This window comes from Micromonospora sp. WMMD736 (assembly GCF_049179015.1).
Classification (GTDB): domain Bacteria; phylum Actinomycetota; class Actinomycetes; order Mycobacteriales; family Micromonosporaceae; genus Micromonospora.
This window is the reverse complement of the sequence record NZ_JBMHMI010000001.1, coordinates 2,439,579-2,464,349: the sequence shown is the minus strand read 5'-3', so window position 1 is coordinate 2,464,349 and position 24,771 is coordinate 2,439,579. Positions and strand designations below refer to the sequence as shown.

At 69.2% G+C, this 24,771-nt stretch carries 20 protein-coding genes and 1 tRNA gene; 11 read left to right on the top strand and 10 right to left on the bottom strand.

What is annotated here, in order from left to right:
• Positions 1–11 precede the first annotated feature (11 nt).
• Entirely contained in the window at positions 12–1,034 is a 1,023-nt protein-coding gene (locus ACN269_RS10370) for a sulfite exporter TauE/SafE family protein (protein ID WP_421472246.1), read from the top strand.
• 220 nt (positions 1,035–1,254) lie between these two features.
• Here the strand turns inward: ACN269_RS10370 and ACN269_RS10365 are convergent, their stop codons facing one another.
• Positions 1,255–2,763, bottom strand: a complete 1,509-nt coding sequence (locus tag ACN269_RS10365; RefSeq protein ID WP_421472245.1) for a pyridoxal-dependent decarboxylase — start codon at positions 2,761–2,763, stop codon at positions 1,255–1,257.
• A 241-nt stretch (positions 2,764–3,004) separates the two neighbouring features.
• Between ACN269_RS10365 and ACN269_RS10360 the strand changes: the two genes are divergently transcribed.
• The gene (locus tag ACN269_RS10360) at positions 3,005–5,305 is read left to right on the top strand and encodes a cellulose binding domain-containing protein (RefSeq protein ID WP_421472244.1); all 2,301 of its coding nucleotides are present in this window, start codon (positions 3,005–3,007) and stop codon (positions 5,303–5,305) included.
• Between the two features lie 199 nt (positions 5,306–5,504).
• On the opposite strand, the gene ACN269_RS10355 is transcribed toward ACN269_RS10360, so the two are convergent.
• On the bottom strand, positions 5,505–6,515 hold the full coding sequence (locus ACN269_RS10355; RefSeq protein ID WP_421476265.1) for an LLM class flavin-dependent oxidoreductase: 1,011 nt from the start codon (positions 6,513–6,515) through the stop codon (positions 5,505–5,507).
• 45 nt (positions 6,516–6,560) lie between these two features.
• The gene (locus ACN269_RS10350; protein WP_355049541.1) at positions 6,561–7,040 is read right to left on the bottom strand and encodes an Lrp/AsnC family transcriptional regulator; all 480 of its coding nucleotides are present in this window, start codon (positions 7,038–7,040) and stop codon (positions 6,561–6,563) included.
• Between the two features lie 84 nt (positions 7,041–7,124).
• Between ACN269_RS10350 and ACN269_RS10345 the strand changes: the two genes are divergently transcribed.
• The gene (locus ACN269_RS10345; RefSeq protein WP_421472243.1) at positions 7,125–8,303 is read left to right on the top strand and encodes a trans-sulfuration enzyme family protein; all 1,179 of its coding nucleotides are present in this window, start codon (positions 7,125–7,127) and stop codon (positions 8,301–8,303) included.
• On the opposite strand, the gene ACN269_RS10340 is transcribed toward ACN269_RS10345, so the two are convergent.
• From ACN269_RS10340 to ACN269_RS10330, 3 genes are all read right to left on the bottom strand, one after another.
• Positions 8,304–8,954, bottom strand: a complete 651-nt coding sequence (locus tag ACN269_RS10340; RefSeq protein ID WP_421472242.1) for an NAD-dependent epimerase/dehydratase family protein — start codon at positions 8,952–8,954, stop codon at positions 8,304–8,306.
• A gap of 161 nt (positions 8,955–9,115) precedes the next feature.
• A complete protein-coding gene (locus ACN269_RS10335; protein WP_421472241.1) occupies positions 9,116–9,865 on the bottom strand; it encodes a transcriptional regulator in 750 nt (249 codons plus the stop codon).
• Between the two features lie 32 nt (positions 9,866–9,897).
• Positions 9,898–9,974: transfer RNA gene (locus ACN269_RS10330), tRNA-Leu, on the bottom strand.
• 97 nt (positions 9,975–10,071) lie between these two features.
• On the opposite strand from ACN269_RS10330, the gene ACN269_RS10325 reads away from it, so the two are divergent.
• The 7 genes from ACN269_RS10325 (at position 10,072) to ACN269_RS10295 (ending at position 17,162) form a co-directional block, all read left to right on the top strand.
• Complete coding sequence (locus tag ACN269_RS10325) at positions 10,072–10,695, top strand: ANTAR domain-containing response regulator (protein WP_355049623.1); 624 nt, start codon at positions 10,072–10,074, stop codon at positions 10,693–10,695.
• Positions 10,696–10,745: 50 nt separating this feature from the next.
• The gene (locus ACN269_RS10320; protein ID WP_421472240.1) at positions 10,746–11,927 is read left to right on the top strand and encodes a hypothetical protein; all 1,182 of its coding nucleotides are present in this window, start codon (positions 10,746–10,748) and stop codon (positions 11,925–11,927) included.
• A gap of 208 nt (positions 11,928–12,135) precedes the next feature.
• A complete protein-coding gene (locus tag ACN269_RS10315) occupies positions 12,136–13,302 on the top strand; it encodes a branched-chain amino acid ABC transporter substrate-binding protein (protein WP_421472239.1) in 1,167 nt (388 codons plus the stop codon).
• 109 nt (positions 13,303–13,411) lie between these two features.
• Entirely contained in the window at positions 13,412–14,362 is a 951-nt protein-coding gene (locus tag ACN269_RS10310; protein ID WP_421472238.1) for a branched-chain amino acid ABC transporter permease, read from the top strand.
• The gene (locus tag ACN269_RS10305) at positions 14,359–15,549 is read left to right on the top strand and encodes a branched-chain amino acid ABC transporter permease (RefSeq protein ID WP_421472237.1); all 1,191 of its coding nucleotides are present in this window, start codon (positions 14,359–14,361) and stop codon (positions 15,547–15,549) included. Before ACN269_RS10310 ends, ACN269_RS10305 begins: the two co-directional genes overlap by 4 nt.
• Positions 15,550–15,592: 43 nt before the next feature.
• A complete protein-coding gene (locus ACN269_RS10300; protein ID WP_421476262.1) occupies positions 15,593–16,462 on the top strand; it encodes an ABC transporter ATP-binding protein in 870 nt (289 codons plus the stop codon).
• Positions 16,452–17,162: an ABC transporter ATP-binding protein gene (locus ACN269_RS10295; protein ID WP_421472236.1), complete on the top strand. Its 711-nt coding sequence runs from the start codon at positions 16,452–16,454 to the stop codon at positions 17,160–17,162. Before ACN269_RS10300 ends, ACN269_RS10295 begins: the two co-directional genes overlap by 11 nt.
• Positions 17,163–17,297: 135 nt before the next feature.
• On the opposite strand, the gene ACN269_RS10290 is transcribed toward ACN269_RS10295, so the two are convergent.
• The 4 genes from ACN269_RS10290 to ACN269_RS10275 all read right to left on the bottom strand — a co-directional run bounded on the left by ACN269_RS10290 (position 17,298) and on the right by ACN269_RS10275 (position 21,640).
• Positions 17,298–17,603 (bottom strand): hypothetical protein, encoded by a 306-nt coding sequence (locus ACN269_RS10290; RefSeq protein ID WP_421472235.1) that lies wholly within the window; start codon positions 17,601–17,603, stop codon positions 17,298–17,300.
• Positions 17,604–17,783: 180 nt separating this feature from the next.
• Positions 17,784–20,546 carry a BTAD domain-containing putative transcriptional regulator gene (locus ACN269_RS10285; RefSeq protein WP_421472234.1) on the bottom strand — a complete coding sequence of 921 codons (2,763 nt, stop codon included), beginning with the start codon at positions 20,544–20,546 and terminating at the stop codon, positions 17,784–17,786.
• Between the two features lie 308 nt (positions 20,547–20,854).
• Entirely contained in the window at positions 20,855–21,193 is a 339-nt protein-coding gene (locus ACN269_RS10280) for a hypothetical protein (protein WP_421472233.1), read from the bottom strand.
• Between the two features lie 48 nt (positions 21,194–21,241).
• On the bottom strand, positions 21,242–21,640 hold the full coding sequence (locus ACN269_RS10275) for a hypothetical protein (protein WP_421472232.1): 399 nt from the start codon (positions 21,638–21,640) through the stop codon (positions 21,242–21,244).
• A gap of 407 nt (positions 21,641–22,047) precedes the next feature.
• Between ACN269_RS10275 and polA the strand changes: the two genes are divergently transcribed.
• Complete coding sequence (gene polA, locus ACN269_RS10270) at positions 22,048–24,747, top strand: DNA polymerase I (protein ID WP_421472231.1); 2,700 nt, start codon at positions 22,048–22,050, stop codon at positions 24,745–24,747.
• The last annotated feature ends 24 nt before the right edge of the window (positions 24,748–24,771 follow it).

The following is a 24,771-nucleotide window of genomic DNA, read 5'->3' as shown; positions in this document are numbered from 1 at the left end:
AGGGGGCGCTCGTGCGCAAGCTACTGGTCCTCGCTCTGGTCGGCCTCGTCGCCCAGTTGATCGATGGTTCGCTCGGCATGGCGTACGGGTTGACCTCGTCCACCTTGCTGCTGGTCGTCGGGGTCGCTCCCGCCGCCGCCTCGGCGTCGGTACACCTCGCCGAGATCGGCACCACGCTCGCTGCCGGGGTCGCGCACTGGCGGTTCGGCAACGTCGACTGGCGCGTGGTCACCCGCATCGCCCTGCCCGGCGCGATCGGCGCGTTCGCCGGGGCCACGCTGCTCAGCTCGATCTCCACCGAGTCGGCCGCGCCGTGGATGGCCGCCATCCTCTTCACGCTGGGGATGTACCTGCTGGTGCGCTTCGCCCGACCGCTGCGCACCGGTCGGGTCGGCGGACGGCTGCGCGGACGCTTCCTCGGCCCCCTGGGCCTGGTCGCCGGCTTCGTCGACGCGACCGGCGGCGGCGGGTGGGGCCCGGTCGCCACCCCGGCGCTGCTGGTCTCCGGTCGCCTGGAGCCCCGCAAGGTGATCGGCTCGGTCGACACCGCCGAGTTCGTGGTGGCCGGCGCCGCCAGCGTCGGCTTCCTGATCGGGCTGGGCACGGAGGGGTTCCTCCTCCCCACCGTCGTCGCCCTGCTGATCGGCGGGCTCATCGCCGCCCCGCTGGCCGCCTGGCTGGTGCGTATCGTGCCCGCCCAACTGCTGGGCGCGGCGGTCGGTGGCGTCATCGTGCTGACCAACGCCCGCACCCTGATCCGGTCCGCCGAGCTGGACGGCCCGCTCCGCCCCACCCTGTACGCCCTGCTCGCCGCCGGCTGGCTGACCGCGCTGGTCTTCGCCGTACGGGCCCTGCGCCGCACCCGCGCCCGCGCAACCGTCGCGGCGGCCACCGAGTCTGCTGCCACCCTGACGGCCACGGCACCCGCCGCGGGACTGCCGGTGCTTCCTGAGTCGGCCTCTGTCATCCCCGGCGCTGCCGGCGGCGGCGTACCGGCCGATCTCAGCGTGGCGGGAACGCCGGGAGTGCGTTGACCCGCGCGCCGGCCGGGGGGCACCGACCTTGTCGGCGCTCCCGTGCCGGCCGTGTGTCCTGGTGTGGCGAGAACCCGCTGAACAGCTCACCTGCGCTGCTCGTGCGACGGGTGGCTGGGGCGGGTCCCTCTCCAGCCGCCCGTCGGTGTTCGCGGCGGGGCGGCTTCCCCCTGCGAGCGTGATGCCTGTGAGTCATCAAGATGACTGACAGGCATCACGGTCACGGGAGTCGTCGCCCCCGCAGGGGCCGAGATGCGGCGCGGCCGCCGCCCATCAGATCTACCGACGGGCAGCCGGGACGCAGCTCCTCGGCCGCCTCGGAGAGGAGGTCCCACGTCTCGTCGATGTGCGCCTCGGTGGTCTGCGGTGAGCCGACGGCCAGCCGCAGGAGGTACCGACCGGCCACCCGGGTGTGGGTCAGGTGCGCCCGCCCGGTGGCGTTGACCGAGGCCAGCAGGTCGGCGTTCGTGTCGTCGTCGGCGCGCAACCGGAAGCAGACCAGCGAGAACGGGTGCGCCGCCGCCAGCTCGAACCGGTCGTCGGCGCGGACGTGACCGGCGAACCGGGCGGCCAGGGCCACACCGGAGCGGATGTGCGCCCGCAGCCCCTCGACCCCGTACCAGCGCAGCACGAACCACAGCTTCAGGGCTCGGAAGCGGCGGCCCAGGGGCACCTGCCAGTCCCGGTAGTCCAGCACCGCGCCCGACTCCGAGGCGGCGTTGCGCATGTACTCGGGGAGCACGGTCAGCGCCTCGACCAGCTCGCCGCGGTCGGCGACCCAGAACGCGTCGCAGTCGAAGCCGGTGAGCAACCACTTGTGCGGGTCGAAACAGTACGAATCGGCGTACTCCAGACCGGCGTGCGACCAGCGCAGCTCGGGGCAGACGGCGGCGGCTCCGGCGTAGGCCGCGTCCACGTGCAGCCAGATGCCGTACTCGGCGCAGATCGCCCCGATCTCCGCCACCGGGTCGATGGCGGTGGTGGAGGTGGTGCCGATGGTCGCGACCACGATGGCGGGTACGTCCCCGACGGCCAGATCCGCCTCGATGGCGGCGCGCAACGCATCCGGGCGCAGCGCCTGGGTGTCCGGGTCCACGTCGAGCGCCCGCACCCCGTCCGCGCTCAGCCCGGCGATCCGCGCGGCCTTCTCGATCGAGGAGTGCCCGTGCACCGACGTGTACGCGCGGTAGCGCCGGTCGATGCCGGTCGCGCGCCACCGACCCCCGCTGGCGCGGTACAGCGCGGCGAGGGTGGCCACCAGGGTCGCCGACGACGCCGAGTCCTGGATGACGCCGCCACCGGACCCGGTCGAGGAGAAACGCGGCGGCAGGTCGAGCAGTTCGGCCAGCCAGTCCATCATGACCGTCTCGAGTTCGGTGCAGGCCGGGCTCGTCGCCCACATCATGCCCTGCACCCCGAGTCCGGAGCTGACCAGGTCGCCGAGCAGGCTCGGACCGGAGGTGTTCGCCGGGAAGTAGCCGAAGAAGCCGGGGTGCTGCCAGTGCGTCAACCCGGGCAGGACGATGGTGTCCAGGTCGGCGAGGAGCGCCTCGACCGGTTCGCCGCCCGTGGTGGGCGGCGAGACCGGTAGGGCCTCGGCCACCGTGCCCGGCGGGTCGGCGGAGGTGACCGGTCGCTGGTGCAGGGTCGTCCAGTAGTCGGCGATCCAGTCGACGACGGCGTGGCCGGCGCGGCGGAACTCGTCCGGGTCCATGTGCGGAGCGCTCATCCGGTCGAGTCGATCAGGCGGTCTGGGGCGGGGTCAAGGGTCGCATGAGGTGACGGTCATCGATATTGCGGACCGGAAAGCGCTTGCCCTACGATGCGGCTGAGCCGGATCCGAGTTCCAGGGCGTCAATCCCCGACCCAGATCGCCGTCCCGTCGCCGCCGCGGCGGACCGTCCACCGTGCTTCCCGGGCAGGGCAGGTGGGCCAACAGCGGTCACCACCGGATCCCCCGGAGGCAGTTCATGCACCCGTCAAGACAACGGCTGACCGTGCTCGCCGCCGCGACGGCCGCGGCCGTCGCGGCCGGCGCCGCAGGTGCGGTCGTCGCCTCGGCCGCCGCCATCGGCTGTCGCGTCGACTATCAGATCACCAACCAGTGGCAGGGCGGCTTCGGCGCCAACGTCACCATCACCAACCTCGGCGACCCGATCAACGGCTGGACCCTGGCCTGGTCGTACGCCGCCGGCCAGCAGGTCTCCCAGGCCTGGAACGCCACCGTCAGCCAGTCCGGCGCGCAGGTGAGCGCGCGCAACGTCGACTACAACGGCGCGCTCGCCACCAACGGCACCGCCTCGTTCGGGTTCAACGCCTCCTGGACGAGCAGCAACCCGGCGCCGGCCAGCTTCACGCTCAACGGCGTCACCTGCACCGGCGCGCCCCCCACGGGCGAGCCGACGACTCCGGCCCCGACCACCCCACCGCCGACCACGCCGCCCCCGACCACGCCGCCCCCGACCACGCCGCCCCCGACCACGCCGCCCCCGACCACGCCGCCCCCGACCAACCCTCCGGCCGGCGCGAAACAGCTGGAGAACCTCGACCGCGGGCTGGTCAGCGTCCGCTCCGGCAACGGCAACCTGGTCTCCTGGCGGCTGCTCGGCACCGAGACGTCCGGCGTGTCGTTCAACCTCTACCGCGGCACCACCAAGGTCAACGCCAACCCCATCACCGGCGCCACCAACTACCTCGACAGCGGCGCGGCGGCCGGCTCGACGTACACCGTGCGGGCCGTGGTGGGCGGCGCCGAGCAGGCGGCGTCCGCGCCGGCCCTACAGTTCGCCAACGGCTACCTGGACGTGCCCCTCCAGGTGCCGCCCGGCGGCACCACCCCCAGCGGGGAGAGCTACACCTACAGCGCCAACGACGCCTCCGTCGGCGACCTCAACGGTGACGGCAGCTACGAGATCGTCCTCAAGTGGGACCCGTCGAACGCCAAGGACAACTCCCAGTCCGGCTACACCGGCAACGTCTACGTCGACGCGTACACCCTGACCGGCACCCGGCTGTGGCGCATCGACCTCGGCCGCAACATCCGGGCCGGCGCGCACTACACCCAGTTCCAGGTGTACGACTACGACGGCGACGGCCGCGCCGAGGTGGCCATGAAGACCGCCGACGGCACCCGCTCCGGCACCGGTCAGCTCATCGGCTCGTCGTCGGCGGACTACCGCAACTCCAGTGGCTACGTGCTGTCCGGCCCGGAGTACCTGACCATGTTCAACGGCCAGACCGGTGCGATCGCCTCCACCGTCACCTACGACCCGCCGCGCGGCACCGTGTCGTCCTGGGGCGACTCGTACGGCAACCGGGTGGACCGGTTCCTCGCCGGCACCGCGTACCTGGACGGCCAGCGCCCGTCACTGATCATGGCGCGGGGCTACTACACCCGCGCGGTGATCGCGGCCTGGGACTTCCGCAACGGCACGCTGACCAAGCGCTGGACGTTCGACTCGAACTCCTCCGGCAACGGCGCGGCAGCCGGGCAGGGCAACCACCAGCTCTCCGTGGCCGACGTCGACAACGACGGCCGCCAGGAGATCGTCTACGGCGCCGCCACCGTCGACGACAACGGACGGCTGCTCTACTCCACCGGCAACGGGCACGGCGACGCCCTGCACGTCGGGGATCTCGACCCGGGCCGCGCCGGCCTGGAGGTGTTCAAGGTCGACGAGGACGGCAGCAAGCCCAGCTCCTGGTTCGCGGACGCCCGTACCGGTCAGATCCTGTGGTCCACGCCGGCCTCCGGCGACAACGGCCGAGGCGTCTCGGCGGACATCTGGGCCGGCAGCCCCGGCGCGGAGTCCTGGTCCGCGGCGGTCTCCGGCCTCGCCAACACCCGTGGGCAGAACATCGGCCGCAAGCCCTCGTCGACGAACTTCCTCGCCTGGTGGGACGGCGATCCCGTCCGGGAGCTGCTGGACGCCACGAAGATCGACAAATACGGCACCGGCGGCGAGACCCGACTGCTCGACGGCAGCGGGGTCGCGTCCAACAACGGCACCAAGTCCACGCCGTCGCTCTCCGGCGACATCCTGGGCGACTGGCGCGAGGAGGTGATCTGGCGGACCACCGACAGCCGGGCGTTGCGGATCTACAGCACACCCACCCCGACCAGCACCCGGATCTACACGCTCATGCACGACCCGCAGTACCGGGTGGCCATCGCGTGGCAGAACACCGCCTACAACCAGCCGCCACACCCGGGGTTCTTCATCGGCGACCAGATGTCGAGCCCACCCACCCCGAACATCTACCTACGCTGATCTGACCCTGGCGGTACTGATCGCGTTCGCCTAAGGTGGCAGGCACCGGGCCGCAGCCGCGGAATCCGCACAGCTGCAGCCCGGTGCTCCACACCGCGGCATTCCCGACCCGTCCCGACCGGGAATGCCGTACCACCACCGGCACCAACATTAGGCACCGTCCGGGTCGCGGGAGTGACGCTGACGTGAAGATCGTGTTTCACGCGTCCCGGCGCAGGCCCCCGGCCACCTTTTCGGCGATCAACTCGTACGACCGCACCCGGTCGGCCACGTCGTACACCAGCGTGGTGAGCATCAGCTCGTCCGCGCCGGTGCGCTCCTGCAACTCGGTGAGCTGCCGCAGTACCGTCTCCGGCGAGCCCATCGCCTGACCCTCGCGCCGTTGCAGCACGAACTCCCGCTCGAACTCCGAGTACGGGTACGCCGCCGCCTCGTCCGGCGTCGACAGCGGCTCCGGTCGACCGGAACGCAGCTTCAGGAACGACAGCGCGCTCGGCCCGGCCAGCCACTCGGCCCGCTCGTCCGTGTCGGCGCAGACCGCGTTGACGGCGACCATCGCGTACGGCTTGTCCAGCCACTGCGACGGGCGGAAGTTCTGCCGGTACAGCGCCAGCGCCGGCAGCGTGTTCGCCGCGCTGAAGTGGTGCGCGAACGAGAACGGCAGACCCAACAGGCCGGCCAACTGGGCGCTGAAGCCGCTCGAGCCCAGCAGCCACACGGCCGGCTGCTCGCCGCGACCCGGGGTGGCGACGATCTGCCCCGGCTGCTCGCCGCTGAAGTAGTTCATCAGGTCGGCCAGCTCACGCGGGAAACCCTCCGCCGACAGGCCCTCCATGGTGCGGCGCAACGCCAGCGCGGTCACCTGGTCGGTGCCCGGGGCCCGGCCGATGCCCAGGTCGATCCGGCCCGGGTGCAGCGCCTCCAGGGTGCCGAACTGCTCGGCCACCACCAGCGGCGCGTGGTTCGGCAGCATCACCCCACCGGAACCCAGCCGGATGGTCGACGTGTTCGCCGCCAGGTGCGCCAGCAGGACCGCCGGCGCGGAGCTGGCGATCGCCGGCATGTTGTGGTGCTCGGCCACCCAGAAGCGGTGATAGCCCAGCTCCTCGGTGCGCCGGGCCAGCTCCGTGGTGGCCTGCAACGCCGCGCCGACAGTGGCGCCCCTGGCGACCGGGGCAAGATCAAGAACAGACAACGGTACGGTGATCACACGTTGTGCCAACTCCCCGGCCTGCCCGTTCATTCCGACCGCCGGTCAGCCCACCCCACGCGCCTGCTCGAAGATCAGGCTGGTCTGGGTGTGCTGCACCACCGGATCGACCGCCAGATGGTCCAGCACGAAATCCCGCAACGCGTCACCTGACGCCGCCCGCACGTGCAGCACGTAGTCCTCCGCGCCCGCCACGTGGAACACCGACACCACCCCGGGCAGCCGCACCGACCGCGCCCGGAACGCGTCCACCGCCGCCCGCTCGTGCGCCGTCAACCGCACCGACACCAGCGCCTGCAACGGCAGGCCCAACGCCGCCGGGTCCACCTCCGCGTGGAAACCCCGGATCGCCCCGCGCTCACGCAACGCCCGCGTACGCGTCAGACACGTCGACGGCGCCACCCCCACCCGCTCGGCGAGCGCGTTGTTCGGCAACCGGCCGTCCGCCACCAACTCGGCGAGGATCGCGCGATCCACCTCGTCCAGGGCCGGATACGGCCGCACATCGTTCGACTCAGAGGGCATCCGAGCATCGTCCTCCGAACCAGCGACCAAAACCAGGGGCCCTGGACAGAATCATCTACCAAACTGTTGCCCCCATGCCGGCAGATGTTCGACCCTACCCGCATGACGACGGTGGACACCCGGGCCGTACACGCCGGCCGCGACGACCTGCGCACGCTCGGCGTGCACGTACCACCGATCGACCTCTCCACCACCAACCCACTGCCCTCGGTCGACGACGGCGGCAACGCCTACGAACACCTCGCCACCGGCGGCACCCTGCCCGCCGACGCCAGCGCCGTCTACCAGCGGCTCTGGAACCCCACCGTCGCCCGCTTCGAGACCGCCCTCGCCACCCTCGAAGGCACCGAACAGGCCGTCGCCTTCGCCAGCGGCATGGCCGCCCTCACCGCCACCCTGCTCGCCGCCACCCGCGACGGCCACCGCCACATCGTCGCCGTCCGCCCCCTCTACGGCGGCACCGATCACGTCCTCGCCACCGGCCTGCTCGGCACCACCGTCACCTGGACCCACCCCGACCAGGTCGCCGCCGCCATCCGCCCCGACACCGCGCTGGTCGTCATCGAGACCCCCGCCAACCCCACCCTCGACCTCGTCGACATCGCCGCCCTCGCCGCAGCGGCCGGCGACGTACCCCTGCTCGTCGACAACACCGTCGCCACCCCCGTCCTGCAACAACCCGCCCGCCACGGCGCCGCCCTCGTCCTGCACAGCGCCACCAAGAGCATCGGCGGCCACGGCGACGTCCTCGCCGGCGTCGTCGCCTGCGACGAGGCCTGGGCCACCCGCCTGCGCCAGGTCCGCGCCGTCACCGGCGCGATCCTGCACCCCCTCGGCGGCTACCTCCTGCACCGCGGCCTGCAGACCCTGCCGCTACGGGTACGCGCCCAACAGGCCACCGCCGAGAAACTCGCCGGCTGGCTCGCCGACCACCCCGCCATACACCGGGTCCACCACCCCTCGGTGTACGACCCGGCGGCGCTCGTCGGCCGGCAGATGTCGGGACCCGGCAGCCTCCTCGCCTTCGAGGTACGCGGCGGCACGCCCGCCGCCGCCACCGTCGCCGCCTCCTGCCGACTCATCACCCACGCCGTGTCCCTCGGCGGCGTCGACACCCTCATCCAGCACCCCGCCTCGCTCACCCACCGACCCGTCGAGGGCGACGCGAAGCCCGACGGCGCGCTGCTGCGCCTCTCCGTCGGCCTCGAAGACCCCGAGGACCTGCGCGCCGACCTCGCCCAGGCGTTCGACGCCATCGCCTGATCAGCGCAGCTCGCGGTTGCCCAACACCCGGGTCGGCGAGCCCTCCCGGGCCACCCGCAACATCGCCCGGCCGATCCCGTCCGTGGTCGTCACCTGGTTCGGCAGCAGCCGCCGCAACACCGGAAACAGCGGACGGGTCACCGCGTACCCGAGCCGGTACCAGCGGGTCTTCGACACCGCCCCGTACGTCGGCTGGATGAACCCGGGCCGCGCCGCATACCCGTTCGGCAACAGCTCCATGACCGCGTTCTCGGTGCGGCCCTTCACCCGCGCCCACATCACCCGGCCCTGCCCGGTCGGGTCGGTGCCGACGCCGGAGACGTAGACGAACGTGACCTGCGGGCTCACCTCGGCCAGCAACCGCGCCGCCGCCATCGGAAAGTCGTAGCTGACCCGGGTGTACGCCGCCTCGTCCAGACCCAGCGACGAGACACCCAAGCAGTAGAAACACGCGTCGACGCCGGTCAACTCGGCGCGTACCGCCTCCAGGTCACCGACGTCGGCGACGGTCGACTCCCGCAGCTTCGGGTTCCGCTGACCGGTCGGCCGGCGACCGATGGTGAGCACCTCCCGGACGTCGTCGGCGAGCAGGCACTCCCGCAGCACGCCCTGACCGACCATGCCGGTCGCACCGAAGATGACCACCCGCATCAGATCCACCCCTGTCGTCGACAACTCGCACAGGCTCCCACGCACATGCGGGTCGCCGTCCCAACGCCGGTCGATCATGAAGTTATTGCCTGCGACATCGGCGTGTCGGCGCAATAACTTCATGATCACCGGGCTGGCAGGCTGGCAGGCTGGCCGGCTGGTCAGGATTTTGGGCCTACGTGTCGGTCGAGGGTGGCGACCGCGTCGCGTCGCGCCACCGACAGCGAGTTGCGGCGGTTCATCCGCCAGGCGATGCCGAGCAGGTCGAGGCTCCACTGGCAGAGCCCCATGATGTCGGTCGACTCGTTGACGAACATGTAGCGCGGGTAGACGTACTCCTTGCCGCGCACGGTCACCCGGTTGGCGAACCGGCAGCCGTCGGAGTGGAACAGGCCGCGGACGAAGTCGCCGGGGTGGCTCTCGACGAGCGACCGCTGCCAGTCGGCCAGGACGATCGGCCGCTCGTGCTTCTTGCCGGGACCGTGCTGTGGAAACAGACACGGCCAGTGCGTGCCGCTGCTCTCGACCGAGACACAGCCCTGCTTGGGGATTCTCTGCACGCGTGACGCGAGCACGGAGAGCATGGCCGACTCGCACGCCTCGACGAGGTGTGGATAGCTAGCCGTGCAGGCGATCCGTAGCACCGGCACCTTCGGTGAGACGGCCAGATGGCCGTCGCCCAGGTAGAGGCCGAGCAGGTAGATGTAGGCGGCGGGGTCTGTCGGACTGTCGACACCGTCGCGACAGCGGAAGCACCGAAGCTGCGTGCCTCGGAGGCGAGCCTCTGGACGATCGGTACACCAGTGCCAGACCGTCCGGTAAGGCAGCCCGGTCGCGCGGGCGGTGTCGGCAACGGTGCTGCCGGCCAGGAACATCTGCCGTGCTCGTGCGTGAATTTCGGGTGGGTGCACGAGTCGATTCTCGAACAGCCGTACGACAGTTTTGGTGCCCCCGGTGGGATTCGAACCCACACTGTCGGAGGTTTGAGCTCCGTTTCTCTGCCAGTTGGAATACGGGGACGCTTCCCTGATTCGGCCCTGACAGGATACCCACTACGCTGAGGGCGGTGACACCCGGCTGGGCGGGTGTCGGGTTCGAACTGGTGGGGGTAGGGCTGGTGGCTGAGACGCCGACGGATGCCGAGCGCAGGCGCGTGCTGATCGCCGAGGACGAGGCGCTGATCCGGCTGGACCTCGCCGAGATGCTCGTCGAAGAGGGCTACGAGGTGGTGGGGGAGGCCGGCGACGGCGAGACCGCCGTACGCCTCGCCGAGGAGCTCAAGCCCGACCTCGTCATCCTCGACATCAAGATGCCGATCATGGACGGGCTGGCCGCCGCCGAGCGCATCGCGGGCGCGCGGATCGCTCCGGTGATCATTCTCACCGCGTTCAGTCAGCGGGATCTGGTGGAGCGGGCGCGGGCGGCGGGCGCCATGGCGTACCTCGTGAAGCCCTTCCAGAAGAGTGACCTGGTCCCGGCGGTGGAGATCGCGTTGTCGCGGTACTCGGAGGTCGCGGCCCTGGAGGCCGAGGTCGCGAGCCTGACCGACCGTCTGGAGATCCGCAAGACGGTGGAGCGCGCCAAGGGTGCGCTGATGACGACGTACGGGATGACCGAGCCGCAGGCGTTCAAGTGGATCCAGCGCACGGCGATGGACCACCGGATGACCATGAAGGAGGTCGCCGAGCGGATCCTCGCGGAGACCGCCGGCGGCGAGGTGGCGCAGCAACCGTCCGTCTGAGCGCCGGTCGATCCTCGGCAGCGGCTGATCGGATCGATAGCATCTGCTGCGTGTCGGTCCGGCGTACGGTCGCGGTGGTCGGGGTTGTCGTCACGCTGCTCGCGGGCTGCCGCGCCACCGACGACGGGCGGCTTCCCGATCCGGTGCGTCCGCGGTGGGAGATGGCGGACCTGCCGATGCCCCCGGGTTCACCGGGTCGGCTCATCGCGCGTGACGTGACCGCCTGCGCGGGTCGGTGGTACGCGGTCGGCGCGGTGGGTGCGCCGGACGGTGCGACCCGGCCGGCCGCCTGGCGGAGCGTGGACGGTCGCGTGTGGACGTCGTTGCCGTTGCGGCCGATCAGCTACTACGGCGAGCGCGCGATCCTGTACGCGGTCGGTTGTCACGAGGGTCGGATCGCCGTCATCGGGGCGAAGTCGGGTGGTGCCCACGGCAACCCGCGGGTGCGGACGTGGCGGCAGGACGCCGACGGCGGTCTGGCCGAGGTGCCGGCGGAGTTCGAGTTGTACGGCGGACCGGAGGCGGTCAGCGCGAGCCGTGTCGCGGGTGGTGCTGGCGGTTGGCTGATCGCGGGCGCCCGCACGGGCGGGGCGGCGGTGTGGCGTTCCGCGGACGCGTCCGACTTCACGCTCGTCGACGATGCTCCGGGGCTGGCCAGTGACGCGGGGTTGACGACGATCGCCACGGATGTGGTGGCCTCGCCCGACGGCTGGTTGGTCGCGGGCGGCGGGCGGCCGGTGGGTCGGGCGGACCGTGACCCGTACGTCTGGTCGTCGTCGGACGGCCGGGAGTGGGCGCGGGTGGCATTGCCGGCGACGGATGCGGACGAGATCGTGCAGCGTCTCGTCCGGGTGGGTGCCGTGGTGTACGCGCTGGGGGTGCGGGGGAGCGCATTCCACGCCTGGAAATGGTCGCCTGAGGCGACGGCCGGCGCCGGAAAGTGGCGGGCTGTCGCGGATTTCGGGGCGACGGGGGCGGGCGCGGTGGCGGGCGTCGAGGCGGCTGCCGGCGACGGTCAGGTGGTGCTGGCGATGACGGTGGCGACCGGCGGGCATCGGCTGTGGCGGTCCGCCGGGGATGCCTCGTCGTGGGTGCCGGTGACCCTTCCAGTGCACGTTTCGGCAGGTGGGGACACATCTGCGGCGGTGGCGTCAGCGGCCGGTCGGATGGTGGTCACCGTCGACGACGGGGTGGCGGCGCGGGTGTGGTTCGCGCCTTCTGGGTCCCTTTGACGAGTTGTCGACAGGCGCCGATGTGACATCTAAACGCGAGGTTCTCCGCTTCTGGTAACGGTTGAGTCAATGCCGCCTACGACACCTTACGGGGAGTAGTGGTTGTGGGATAACGTCCCGCCCCAGACCGGGTGAACGGTCCGGTCCGTTGTGGCCTTGGCGTTCTGCCAGGCGCCAGCGGACTTCTGGACGGAGGAGGGTTCCAGCCTTGAGGCAAAACTTCGTGCGCGTCCTCGGCAGCGTCGCCATCGTGGCGCTTGTTGCCGGCGGCGCCAGCGCATGTAAGAAGGACGAGGGCACGTCGGGTGGTTCCGCCAGCAAGGCGTGCGACCTCAAGATCGGTTTCTTCGGGGCGCTCTCGGGCGCCGACGCCGGCCTGGTCACCCCGATGAAGCAGGGTGCCGACCTGGCCGTGGAGAAGTACAACGCGGCGAACGCGGACTGCAAGGTCACCGTTCAGGCGTTCGACTCGCAGGGCAAGGCCGACCTGGCCGGCGGTCTGGCGACCAGCGCGGTCGCCGACTCGAAGATCGTCGGCATGGTGGGCCCGGCGTTCTCCGGTGAGAGCGAGGTCGCGCTGCCGATCTTCGACACCGCTACCCTGCCCAGCATCAGCCCGTCGGCCACCCGGCCGAGCCTCTCCGAGAAGGGCTGGAAGGTCTTCCACCGGGGTGTCGGTAACGACTTCTCCCAGGGCCCGGCGATCGCCAGCTACATCAAGAACGTGCTGAAGGCCGAGAAGGCGTTCGTCATCGACGACCAGTCGGCGTACGGCGCGGGTCTGGCCGACGAGGCCAAGAAGGGCCTCGGCTCGCTGGTCATCGGCACCGACAAGGTCGTGGACAACGCGCAGGAGTTCGGCGCGCAGATCTCCAAGGTGAAGACCAGCGGCGCGACGGTGCTGTTCTACGCGGGTTACACCGAGGAGGCGGCGCCGTTCCTCAAGCAGCTGCGTGCCGCCGGCTGGACCGGCACGTTCATCGGTGGCGACGGCATCAACGACGCCAACATGCTGTCGGTGGCCGGTCAGAAGGACGTCGAGGGCACCATCGCGACCTGCCCGTGTGGTCCGGCGACCGCTGCCAAGGGCACCTTCGTGGCCGACTTCAAGGCCAAGTACAACGTCGACCCGGGCGTGTACGCGGACGTGGCGTTCGACCTGGCCAACATCTACCTCGAGGCGATCAAGGCCGGTAAGACCACCCGCACCGACATCCAGGCCTTCCTCTCCACCTACAACAAGGCTGGTTCCGCCTCTGGCGTGACCTACAAGTGGGAGCCGAACGGCGAGCTGGACCCGGCCCAGGTCAAGGTGTGGGCCTTCAAGGCGAAGGCCGGCGCGTGGGCTCCGGACGTGGAGATCCCGAAGGCCTGATCCCGCCAGGGTCACAGGTTTGAGGGCGTGACGAACAGAGTTGTTTCGATGCGGTCGGGGTGCGTAACCCCGGCCGCATCGGCTCAACGCAACACCCTTCGGAGCATCGGTGGACTTTGCAGAACTCGTCCGGGGCTTCCCGGAACTGACCACAACCGGGTTGGTGCAGGGTGCGATCTACGCGCTCATCGCCCTCGGCTACACCCTCGTCTACGGCGTACTTCGCCTGATCAACTTTGCGCACTCCGAGGTCTTCATGATCGGCACGTTCGGTGCCATCTGGACCTGGGCGGCCTTCGGGCTTGACAGCAACAGCGGCGCTCCGTCGGTCGGTAAAGCGCTGCTGCTGATCGCTCTGGCGATCGTTGTCGCGGCGCTGCTGTCCGGCAGTGTCGCTCTGCTCATCGAGGTTACCGCATATCGGCCGCTGCGACGGCGCAACGCGCCGCCGCTGGCCTTCCTGATCACCGCCATCGGCGCTTCGTACGCGTTGATGGAGCTGATGGGAACGCTGACCCAGCGGCGTCAGATCGGCGCCCCGGCCCTGCTGCCCGCCGACACGCTGTTCAAGATCGGTGGCTGGAGCGTCACGCCGGTGCAGATGCTGACGCTGAGCGTGGCCATCATCATGATGGTGGGTCTGGACTGGTTCGTTAACAAGACCCGGTTCGGCAAGGGCATCCGCGCGGTGGCGCAGGACGCCAACACGGCCGCGCTGATGGGTGTCAACAAGAGCCGTGTGATCGCGTTGGTCTTCGTGCTGGGCGGTCTGATGGCCGGCGTCGCCGCCGTCTTCAGTGACATGAAGAGCGGAAACACCCGCTACAACATCGGCTTCCTGCTCGGGCTCAAGGCGTTCTCCGCCGCGGTGCTGGGCGGTATCGGCAACCTGCGGGGTGCGGCGATCGGCGGCATCCTGCTCGGTCTGGTCGAGAACTACGGGTCGGCGCTCTTCGGCTCGCAGTGGCGGGACCTCATCGCGTTCGTGGTGCTGATCGTCCTGCTGATGTTCCGGCCGACCGGCCTCTTGGGCGAGTCGTTGGGGAGGGCGCGGGCATGACCGCTCTGCGAGAGCGCTGGCACTCCGCTTCGAGTGCCATCGGTCGGCGGGTCGACGGACTGCCGAAGTCCGCCCGGATCACCGGGTTGCTGGCCTTCATCGCCTTCCTGTACGTCCTGCCGAACAAGTGGTTCTACGAGTACCTGAACATCCCGGGTGTGTGGATCCCCCTCTACACCACCCGCAACGACATGGCGGCGGTGCTGTTCTACTGCGCGTGGATCGTGCTGCTGTCGCTCGGTCTCAACGTCGTGGTGGGCTATGCGGGTCTGTTGGACCTGGGGTTCTTCGGCTTCTTCGCCGTCGGTGCGTACACGGTGGCGCTGTTGACGTCGCCGGAGAGCAAGCTCATCACCGAGTACAACTGGTTCGAGAGCCCGTGGCCGTGGTTGGTCACGGTGCCGATCGCCATCGCGCTGGCGCTGCTGTCCGGTGTGCTCCTGGGCGCTCCGACGCTGCGGCTGCGGGGTGACTATCTGGCGATCGTGACGCTCGGTTTCGCGGAGATGATCCGGATCGTCGCCAAGAACCAGGACTGGGTCCTGAACGGCGACCGGGGCATCCCGCAGGTGGGGCACCCGCCGGGCAAGTACCCGAACGGGACGGCCATCTTCCAGTTCGAGTTCAAGCCGTACTACTGGCTGCTGCTCACCGTGATCATCGGCGCGGTCTTCCTGATCCGGAACCTGGCCAACAGCCGGGTGGGTCGCGCCTGGGTGGCGATCCGTGAGGACGAGGACGCGGCGGAGCTGATGGGTGTGCCGACGTTCCGGTTCAAGCTGTGGGCGTTCGCGATCGGCGCGGCGGTCGGCGGACTGTCCGGCACGTTGTGGGCCGGTCAGGCCAACTTCGTCAACTCGTCCACGTTCTCCCTGGAGAATTCGATCCTGGTGTTGGCGGCGGTGCTGCTCGGTGGCGCCGGCAGCATCGGTGGCGCGATCCTCGGCGGCTTCCTGGTCATCTACATTCCGGAGTGGCTGCGGTCGGTGGGTGACGTCTTCGGTCTGCCGGAGACGGCTACCGTCTTCGGCAACGACTTCGACGTCAGCCCGACGTCGTTGCGTTACTTCATCTTCGGGGTCCTGCTGATCATCGTGATGATCTTCCGCCCGCAGGGTCTGTGGCCGAACCGGCGGCGTGCCGCCGAGCTCAAGGACCGGCAGAAGGAGGTGGCTGTCGTTGAGTGAGCCACGGATGGGTAGCGAGCGCGACGTCACCAGCGAGCGTGACATGGCGATCGACGCGCGGACGACGGTGGGCAGCCCGGCGGAGACGTCGTCGACGCCGGACGAGGCCGTCAGCGAGCCGGCCCCGCCGGTGGACGGCCGCAAGCCGCTGCTGGAGGTGGACCACGTCACGCTGCGGTTCGGTGGCGTGGTGGCCCTCAACGATGTCAACTTCACCCTCTACGAGGGCGAGATCCTCGGGCTGATCGGGCCGAACGGCGCGGGCAAGACGACCTGCTTCAACGCGATGACGGGCGTCTACACCCCGACGACCGGCCAGATCCGGTTCCGGGGCGAGAAGGTCAGTGGCCGTAAGCGGTTCCAGATCACCAAGCTCGGGATCGCGCGTACCTTCCAGAACATCCGTCTCTTCCCGGAGATGACGGCGCTGGAGAACGTGCAGGTCGGCGCGGACGCCAACCACAAGACCAGTGTCCCGAGCGCCCTGCTGCGGTTGCCGCGGCACTGGCGCGAGGAGCGGCAGGGCAAGGCCAAGGCCCGCGAGCTGCTGGACTTCGTCGGCATCCAGGGCCGCGCCGGCGACCTGGCCCGTAACCTGTCGTACGGTGACCAGCGTCGACTCGAGATCGCTCGGGCGCTGGCGACCGACCCCACGCTGCTCTGCCTGGACGAGCCGGCCGCCGGGTTCAACCCGGCGGAGAAGGTGGCCCTGCTGCAGCTGATCCGCAAGATCCGCGACTCGGGCGTCACCGTCCTGCTGATCGAGCACGACATGCGACTGGTCATGGGCGTGGTGGACCGGCTGGTGGTGCTGGAGTTCGGGCAGAAGATCGCCGAGGGGTCGCCGGCCGAGGTGCGCGACGACCCGAAGGTGATCGCGGCGTACCTGGGAGGTGTCGAGGATGCTGCTTGAGATCGACAACCTGACGTTGCTCTACGGCCGCATCGAGGCGCTGCACGGCATCAGCCTGCACGTCGACCAGGGCGAGATCGTGGCGTTGATCGGTGCGAACGGCGCCGGTAAGACCACGACGATGAAGGCGATCTCCGGGTTGCACGCCATCTCCGGCGGCAGCATCAAGTTCGACGGCACCGACGTCAGCCGGCTGCGCGCCGACCTGCGGGTGATCCGGGGGATCGGGCAGTCGCCCGAGGGGCGCGGCGTCTTCCCCGGCATGACCGTGCTGGAGAACCTGGAGATGGGCGCCTACACCCGCAAGGACAGGGCCGACATCGTCAAGGACCTGGCGATGGTGTTCGACCTGTTCCCGCGGCTGCACGAGCGGCGCAAGCAGGCCGGCGGCACGCTCTCCGGCGGTGAGCAGCAGATGCTGGCGGTGGGTCGGGCGTTGATGACCCGTCCGAAGCTGCTGCTGCTGGACGAGCCGTCGATGGGGCTGGCCCCCAAGCTGATCCAGCAGATCTTCGAGATCATCACGCGGATCAACGAGCAGGGCACGACCATCCTGCTGGTCGAGCAGAACGCGCAGCAGGCACTGTCCCGGGCCCACCGGGGGTACGTGTTGGAGACCGGCCGGATCGTCAAGGAGGGCACCGGCCAGGAACTCCTGCACGACCCGGCGGTCAAGGAGGCGTACCTCGGCGTTGCGTGAGGTGGCCAACTGGTAAACCGGCCGGCAGGGTTTCCTGCCGGCCGGTTTGGTTGTGTCCGGGTCTCGCCCGCTGCGCGTCCGACCGTCAGTCGGCTACACGGAGCTGCCCGGGTAACCCCGCGTCGTACCGGCCGGCTAGCTGATGTAGAGCCGCAGCCAGAAGCCGCGGGAGCCGCAGCGGTCGCACTCCGCGGCGTCGGTGCTCGCGGAGACGACGACGTCGCTAGCGGCGATCGGACGGCTGCCGCTGTAGCCAGCCAGGCAGTAGTAGCTCTGGTAGCCGCTGGCGACCTTGCTCTTGCCGGTGGACTCACAGCTGGCCAGGCTGTAGTAGAACCCTTCGGTGATGTAGCCGCCGGCCTGTGCGGGTGCGGCTGCGGCGGCGAGTCCTCCCGCCGCTACAAGCACCGACACGGCGACCTGCGTGATCCTCTTACCCATTTCCAACCCCCGTTGATCAAGATGGTCTCCGTACCGTAGTCGATCGATCACGTCGGCGCTGACCCGTTCGCACCCGGTGTCTGCCGGTCCGTTGGGCCTAGCCGCTCCGGGGTCAGCTGACAGTGGCCTGAGGCGGCATTGGGGTGTCCCGACGCAATGGCGAGGAATCCTGGCTGTCGTTCAAGGGGTGGACTCGATCGCACCGATCAGGCGGCTCAGCTTGGCGGTGTCGCGATGACCCTTCTTCGCGTACACAGCGAGCGCGGAGCGTAGGTTCGCGAGGCCGTCGACGACCTCGCCATTGTTGACCTTGACCCTACCCAGTGCCTCCTGCGCCTCTGCCGCAATCAACACGTCACCAGCAAGGCGGGCCTGGGCGAGGGCTCGCTCGCCATATCGGATCGCCTGCTCGGGCTCGTCGAGGCCGTGATGGACCCGACTGAGCCCGACCAATATCTCCGCCACGTCCCGCGGACCACAAGCCGTCTCTGCCAGTAGCAGCGCCTCGCGGTAGTGTCCGGCCGCCTGAGGGTGCTGCCCGGCTAGTTGATGAGCCTCACCGAGGTTGCTCTGAATCAACGCGCGCAGGTGCAGGGCGTTCGGCAACCCCTGGCCCTGCTCTTCGGCCAACCTGAGCTGGCGGATAGCGGCAGTGGGTCGGCCAGCGATGTTCTCGATCGCGGCAAGGTTCAGCGAGGCGGTCGCGGCACCAAGTCGATCTCCCATGGCGTTCCGCAGCTCGTACGCCCGAGCGCAGTGTCCGGCGGCCTCGTCATGTCTGCCGAGCAGGCTCAGGGGGATGGCCAGACGACTGGAGAGCAGTGCTTCGCCGGCCGGGTCACCCGATCTCCTGGCTGCTCGCACCGCTGTCAAATACAGCTCGATCCACCGGTCACGCTCCTGCTGACGGACCAGCCATCCGTACATCGCGGCGGCGATCTGCCAGGCCAGCTGAGGATACGTCTCCTCGGCTCGCTCGACCGCAGCGCTCAGATTGTCGGCTTCGGCACTGAGCCAACCCAGAGCGGTCGAAGAATCGGTGAAGTCGACGGGCGACTTCGGGGACTCGAAGTTGGGCCGTTCCTTCGGGCGCAGCACCCGGTCGGCCGCATTGGCTACATCCCGATACCAGGTGAGCAGAGAGTGAGCCGCGCTGTCTGCTTCCGTGGCTGCCTGCTCTGCCGCGAAGAGGCGGACCAGGTCGTGCATCAGGTAGCGATCAGATCCGAGTGGTTGCACAAGGTGACAGGCGATCAGCTCGTCGAGCGAAGCCCGTGTTTCGGGCTCTGACCTGGCTGTCAATGCGATACAGGCATCCAGTGACGGCCGTGGACCGGGATGTCGGCCCAAGAGCGCGAAGAGCCGGCGTGTCGGCTCGGAGAGGCCAGCGAGCGTAACCGCAAGAGCCGCCCGCACGGAGATGTCCTCGGCAGACAGTAGACCGAGGCGGTTGCCCTCACTCGCCAATTCGTCCGCCAGCAATCTTGCGTCGTTCGCGTTGTTGAGCAGCGCGGAGGCGATTCGCAATGCCAGTGGCAGGCGGTCGCAGAGATCGGAGATGCGAGCCAGCTGCGATCCGAGCACTGCCCTTCGGTCATCGATGGCGTTGCCCAGCACCTGATGGGCGTCTCGTTCGGTGAGCGGCCCGATCAACAATCGGGTTGCGCCGTTCGTGGCGACCAGACCATCCATCCTGTGCCGGCTCGTGACCAGTAGCAGATGGTCGCCGGCGCCGGGAAGCAGGGGCCGCACCTGCGACGACGACGCAGCGTTGTCGAGCACGATCAAAGTAGCCCGTCTTGTCAACGCCGACCGGTACCGAGATGCCCGTTCCTCCGGGTCTGCCGGGATGTCGTCACCGTCAACCCCCAGGGCGCGCAGAAAGCGCTCCAACACGAGATTCGCCGGTAGGGAGGTGATTCCTCCGTTACCTCGTAGGTCGGCGTAGAGGTGAGCGGGGGTGGCCGCTTGACGTAGCCTGCCATGTGCCCAGCGGAGGGCAAGCGCCGTTTTGCCTACGCCGGCGGGTCCGACAAGCACGACAGTTCTCGCGCCCGTTTCGGCGATTGCGGCGTCGAGAAGATTCTGCTCCTGCTGTCGGCCCACAAAACCTTCCGGCTCGGCCGGCAGTTGAGCCGGCCCAGCCACGTCTTCCTGACGTGGTGTCGTCGGCAGTTCCGTCGGAGGGGTTCTGAGTATGTCGAGGTGCAGTTGCTGCAACTGCTCACACGGGTCGGTGCCCAACTCCTCAGCGAGCCAGCGTCGATGTCGCTCGTAGCAGTCGAGCGCGTCAGTGCTTCGTCCGCCGGCAACGAGTGCGTGCATCAGGTGCAGGGTGAAGGGCTCCCGGCTCGGATGCTGACGCGCGAGAGGCATCAACTCTTCGATGAGGGATGAAGCGTCTGTTCCCGCCCGCAGCTCCGCCTGGTAAAGGTGTTCCAAGGCGGTCAACCGCGCCTCCTCGAGAGCCTGCACCTCCGGCGGTGCGAGCCGATGTGGGGCCCAGCCTCCGAATGCCGATCCGCGCCAAAGCCCGACCGCCTCGCGCAGCAGGCGACGCTTGTCCGGCCAGCTCAGGGCTGGCTGCGTGTCGCGACTGCGGCGCACCAACAGGCGGAATCTGTGCGCGTCCACCAGCATCGGATCCAACCGGGCCGCGTACCCGTCGCCATTGGATGTGATCGAGATCTGGCCGTTGGTGAGGCCGGCCTTGGCGAGTGCCGCGCGCAGCTCCGAGATGCGGGAATGAATCATCGAGCGGGCAGATCGTGGGACGCGCTCCTGCGGCCAGAGGAGGTCCACCAGGTCGTCTGTGGCGACGATCGAATTAGCGTGGAGGCCGAGCAGGCCCAGAAGGAGACGGTGCATCCGCCGGCCGACGACGACCAGCTGGGAGGCTTGTCGCACCTCGATCGGACCCAGTACGCGCAGCTCCAGAGGCATCTTCGAACCTCCCCCGTTGAATCAGCCGCCGGAAGATCAGAATACAGCCGGCTGCCATCACGTGCCTGCGGAGGAGATTTATCGGTGTTAATACTGGCATTTTGGGCACAATGCCGCTCGGGTCGAGATCATCGCGTCTGTTGTCGCATTGCGGAATCAGTGTTTCCTGGCCAACGGGTTGTCCCCTCCACCGCCTGCGGGATCGTAGTCGTGCTGGCGGTGGAGGGGCCGACGCGCCCAGTTCGCGAGGCCGAGCGGGACGATCAGAGTCTGGCGGTCGAACCTGCTCGTTCAGGTTCGACGGCCGACTACTGCACGCGTATCGTGGTTCCGCATCCTTCGGTGTTCTCGCACACGTAGAAGCTGGCGATGGTGGTGTCGGGGAAAGACCGGTAACCAGTATTCCCGGAGCAGCCATCCGGATCGCTGACGCTGGTGCTACCGCCACTGGCCAGGTTGACGACCGCCCACACCCCGTGGCCGTCGCACTCGCGGTCCTGCACCTCGATGGACCGGTGGTCGCTCGAAACCCACGCCTTGTCCAGGCCCTGGTAGCCAGTCATCACGTGGGCCTGAGCCGGCGACCCCCAGAATGCGGTCAGCACCATCGCGCCGGCAACCGCGGCGCACTTTGCGGCAATTCTCATCGAAACAACCTCTCCCCGATTGATTGATTCCGAAAAAATCTGCTCATCTCAGTCGACCAAATAGCTGTCATTCCGTAGCGAGCCTCCGCCGTAGCGGGATGAGCCGGGGCCGGTGCAGTTCATCCAGTAGGAGCCGTAGAGACCCCGGATCACGATACTTGTAGAACCACCATTTTTCGTGTCTCGAACGACGCCGACCTGGGCCTGGGTGCTCTTGTCGTAGACGTAGCAGGTGACGTCATTGTCGGTGTAGGTCACTGCGGTCGCCGAGAGAGCGTGATAAGTCGAGTTGGGAAGGATCACGCCTGTCTGGCAGGAATAATCGGGCTTTGTGTATTCGCAGCTGGTGGTGGCGGCATAGGCGGGCGACCCGAGGAGTGCGCCTGTCGCCGTCACGCTTCCAACGAGCAGGGCGGACGCCACGCTCCTGAAACCGGTAATTCTCAAAGTGCCTCCTCGTCATCAAGTCTCGGGCGGCTCCCGATCCCCGTTGTCCATTGCCAGGTCAGCATTGAGGGTCATCCTTCTCGTTTCCTTCTAGTTGGCCTCTGACCTGCGCTGCCGCCTCGATCAGGTGCCCACTCCGGGCCTCCGGGCGTGCGTCAGGCCACTGGCAGTCGCGGGGATGTCCGAGGGCTCGCGGCGTGCCGGCGGCACCGCGCGCCGGATCGGAGGCCGCTGGGCTAGAACGGGGCTAGAACTGCCCTCCCGTGGTGGCAAAGACGTGATGCGCGACAAGCCGCCATGCCACCCGGTGAGCAGTTCCGCGTTCGTATCCGCATCCCGCGGGCGACCCCTCCGGCGACGCGAGGATGAGCGGGGGGATGTCGGTGCGACGGACTAGAGTCGCTGCCGTGACAGCTACGACACCGCGCCTGCTCCTCGTCGACGGACATTCCATGGCATACCGGGCTTTCTTCGCCCTTCCCGTGGAAAACTTCTCCACCACGACGGGGCAGCCGACCAACGCGGTGTACGGCTTCACCTCGATGCTGATCAACGTGCTGCGCGACGAGCAGCCCACCCACATCGTGGTGGCGTTCGACGTCTCCCGGCGGTCCTTCCGCACCGACAAGTACGCCGAGTACAAGGCCGGCCGCAGCGAGACCCCGACCGACTTCAAGGGCCAGGTGAGCCTGGTCAAGGAGGTCCTGGCCGCGCTGCAGATCCCGGTGGTGGAGAAGGAGGGCTACGAGGCCGACGACGTCATCGCCACGCTCGCCTGCCAGGCCCGCGACCAGGGCATGTCGGTGCTGATCAGCAGCGGCGACCGGGACGCGTTCCAGCTCGTCGACGACCAGATCACCGTGCTCTACCCGCGCAAGGGCGTCTCCGACCTGGCCCGGATGGACCCGGCCGCGATCGAGGCGAAGTACGGCGTCCCGCCCCAGCAGTACCGGGACCTCGCCGCGCTGGTTGGCGAGACCAGCGACAACCTGCCCGGCATTCCGGGTGTCGGCCCGAAGACCGCCGCCAAGTGGATCACCACGTACGGCGGGGTGGAGGGCGTCATCGCCCGCGCCGACGAGATCAAGGGCAAGGCCGGCGACAGCCTGCGGGAGCGGCTCGCCGACGTGATCCGCAACTACGAGATCAACTGCCTGGTCTCCGACCTGGAGCTGCCGCTGCGTCCGGAGGACGCCCGCTGGACGGGCTGGGACCGCGAGGCGGTGCACCAGGTCTTCGACACGCTGGAGTTCCGCATCCTGCGCGACCGCCTCTACCAGTATCTGGAGTCGGTCGAGCCGGAGGCCGAGTCCGGCTTCGACCTGACCGGCGAGGTGCTCACCGAGCCGGGCGCGCTCACCGCCTGGCTGGACGCACACGCCCCGACCGGCACCCCGGTCGGGCTCGCGGTCAAGCTCGACACCGGCCCCAACCGCCGGCACACCGCCTCGATCACCGGGCTCGCGCTGGCCAGTGCCGGTGGCGCGGCCGCCTGGGTCGACCCCACCGGGCTCGACGCCGCCGACGAGGGTGCCCTCGCGTCCTGGCTCGCCGACGCGCAGCGGCCCAAGGTGCTGCACGACAGCAAGCCCGCGGTGCTGGCCTGCGCCGCGCACGGCTGGGAGCTGGCCGGCATCGTCCGTGACACCCAGATCGCCGCCTACCTGGCCCGTCCCGACCAGCGGTCCTACGACCTGACCGACCTGGCCCTGCGCTACCTGCACCGCGAGCTGCGGGTGGACGCGCCCGAGACGGGCCAGCTCACCCTCGACGGGCTGGGCGACGAGGGGGTGGCCGAGCAGAACCTCATGCTCCAGGCCCGCGCCACCCTCGACCTCGCCGACTCCATCGACGCCGAGCTGTCCCGGGACGGCGAGCAGTCCGCGCGGCTGATGGCCGGGGTGGAGCTGCCGCTGATGCGGGTGCTCGCCGGGATGGAGCGCACCGGCATCGCCGCCGACACCGACTACCTCTCCGAGTTGGAGGCGCACTTCGCCGCCGAGGTGAAGGCCGCCGCCCAGGGCGCGTACGAGGCGGTGGGCCGGGAGTTCAACCTCGGCTCGCCCAAGCAGTTGCAGGAGATCCTCTTCACCGAGCTGGGCCTGCCGAAGACCAAGAAGATCAAGACGGGTTACACCACCGACGCCGACGCCCTGCAGTGGCTCTACGCGCAACAGCCCCACCCAGTGCTGGCCCACCTGCTGCGCCACCGCGACGTCGCCAAGCTCAAGTCGACGGTGGACGGTCTGCTCAAGTCCGTCTCGGACGACGCTCGGATCCACACCACCTTCAACCAGACGGTGGCGGCCACCGGCCGGCTCTCCTCCACCGAGCCCAACCTGCAGAACATCCCGATCCGCACCGAGGAGGGCCGGCGCATCCGTCGGGCCTTCGTGGTGGGTGAGGGGTACGAGTGCCTGCTCACCGCCGACTACAGCCAGATCGAGATGCGGATCATGGCGCACCTCTCCTCGGACGACGCGCTCATCGACGCGTTCAACTCCGGGGCCGACTTCCACGCCGCCACCGCCTCGTCGGTCTTCGGCGTGCCGGTCGACGAGGTCACCCCGGACCAGCGGCGCAAGATCAAGGCGATGAACTACGGCCTGGCGTACGGGCTCAGCGCGTTCGGCCTGTCCCAGCAGCTCACCATCAGCACCGAAGAGGCGCGCGGGCTGATGGAGAACTACTTCGCGGGCTTCGGAGGGGTGCGCGACTACCTGCACCAGGTGGTCGCCAAGGCCCGCCAGGACGGCTACACCTCGACCATCCTGGGCCGCCGCCGCTACCTGCCGGACCTGGTGAGCGACAACCGGCAGCGCCGCGACATCGCCGAGCGGATGGCGCTCAACGCCCCCATCCAGGGGTCCGCCGCCGACATCATCAAGGTGGCGATGCTCAACGTCGACACCGCGCTCGCCGACGCCGGTCTGCGCTCCCGGATGCTGCTACAGGTGCACGACGAGTTGGTCTTCGAGGTCGCGCCCGGTGAGCGCGAGGCCCTCGAAGCGCTGGTACGACGCGAGATGGGCGGCGCGTACCCGCTGTCGGTGCCGCTGGAGGTGTCGGTGGGCGAGGGCCGGGACTGGAACAGCGCTGATCACTGATCTTTCTGGTTGCGGTGTGGGTGT

Coding starts and splice junctions, on each gene's coding strand:
- ACN269_RS10365 (WP_421472245.1), bottom strand. CDS start 2,763: ATGAGCGCTCCGCACATGGACCCGGACGAGTTCCGCCGCGCCGGCCAC.
- ACN269_RS10360 (WP_421472244.1), top strand. CDS start 3,005: ATGCACCCGTCAAGACAACGGCTGACCGTGCTCGCCGCCGCGACGGCC.
- ACN269_RS10350 (WP_355049541.1), bottom strand. CDS start 7,040: ATGCCCTCTGAGTCGAACGATGTGCGGCCGTATCCGGCCCTGGACGAG.
- ACN269_RS10345 (WP_421472243.1), top strand. CDS start 7,125: ATGTTCGACCCTACCCGCATGACGACGGTGGACACCCGGGCCGTACAC.
- ACN269_RS10340 (WP_421472242.1), bottom strand. CDS start 8,954: ATGCGGGTGGTCATCTTCGGTGCGACCGGCATGGTCGGTCAGGGCGTG.
- ACN269_RS10305 (WP_421472237.1), top strand. CDS start 14,359: ATGACCGCTCTGCGAGAGCGCTGGCACTCCGCTTCGAGTGCCATCGGT.
- ACN269_RS10300 (WP_421476262.1), top strand. CDS start 15,593: ATGGCGATCGACGCGCGGACGACGGTGGGCAGCCCGGCGGAGACGTCG.
- ACN269_RS10295 (WP_421472236.1), top strand. CDS start 16,452: ATGCTGCTTGAGATCGACAACCTGACGTTGCTCTACGGCCGCATCGAG.
- ACN269_RS10290 (WP_421472235.1), bottom strand. CDS start 17,603: ATGGGTAAGAGGATCACGCAGGTCGCCGTGTCGGTGCTTGTAGCGGCG.
- ACN269_RS10285 (WP_421472234.1), bottom strand. CDS start 20,546: ATGCCTCTGGAGCTGCGCGTACTGGGTCCGATCGAGGTGCGACAAGCC.
- ACN269_RS10280 (WP_421472233.1), bottom strand. CDS start 21,193: ATGAGAATTGCCGCAAAGTGCGCCGCGGTTGCCGGCGCGATGGTGCTG.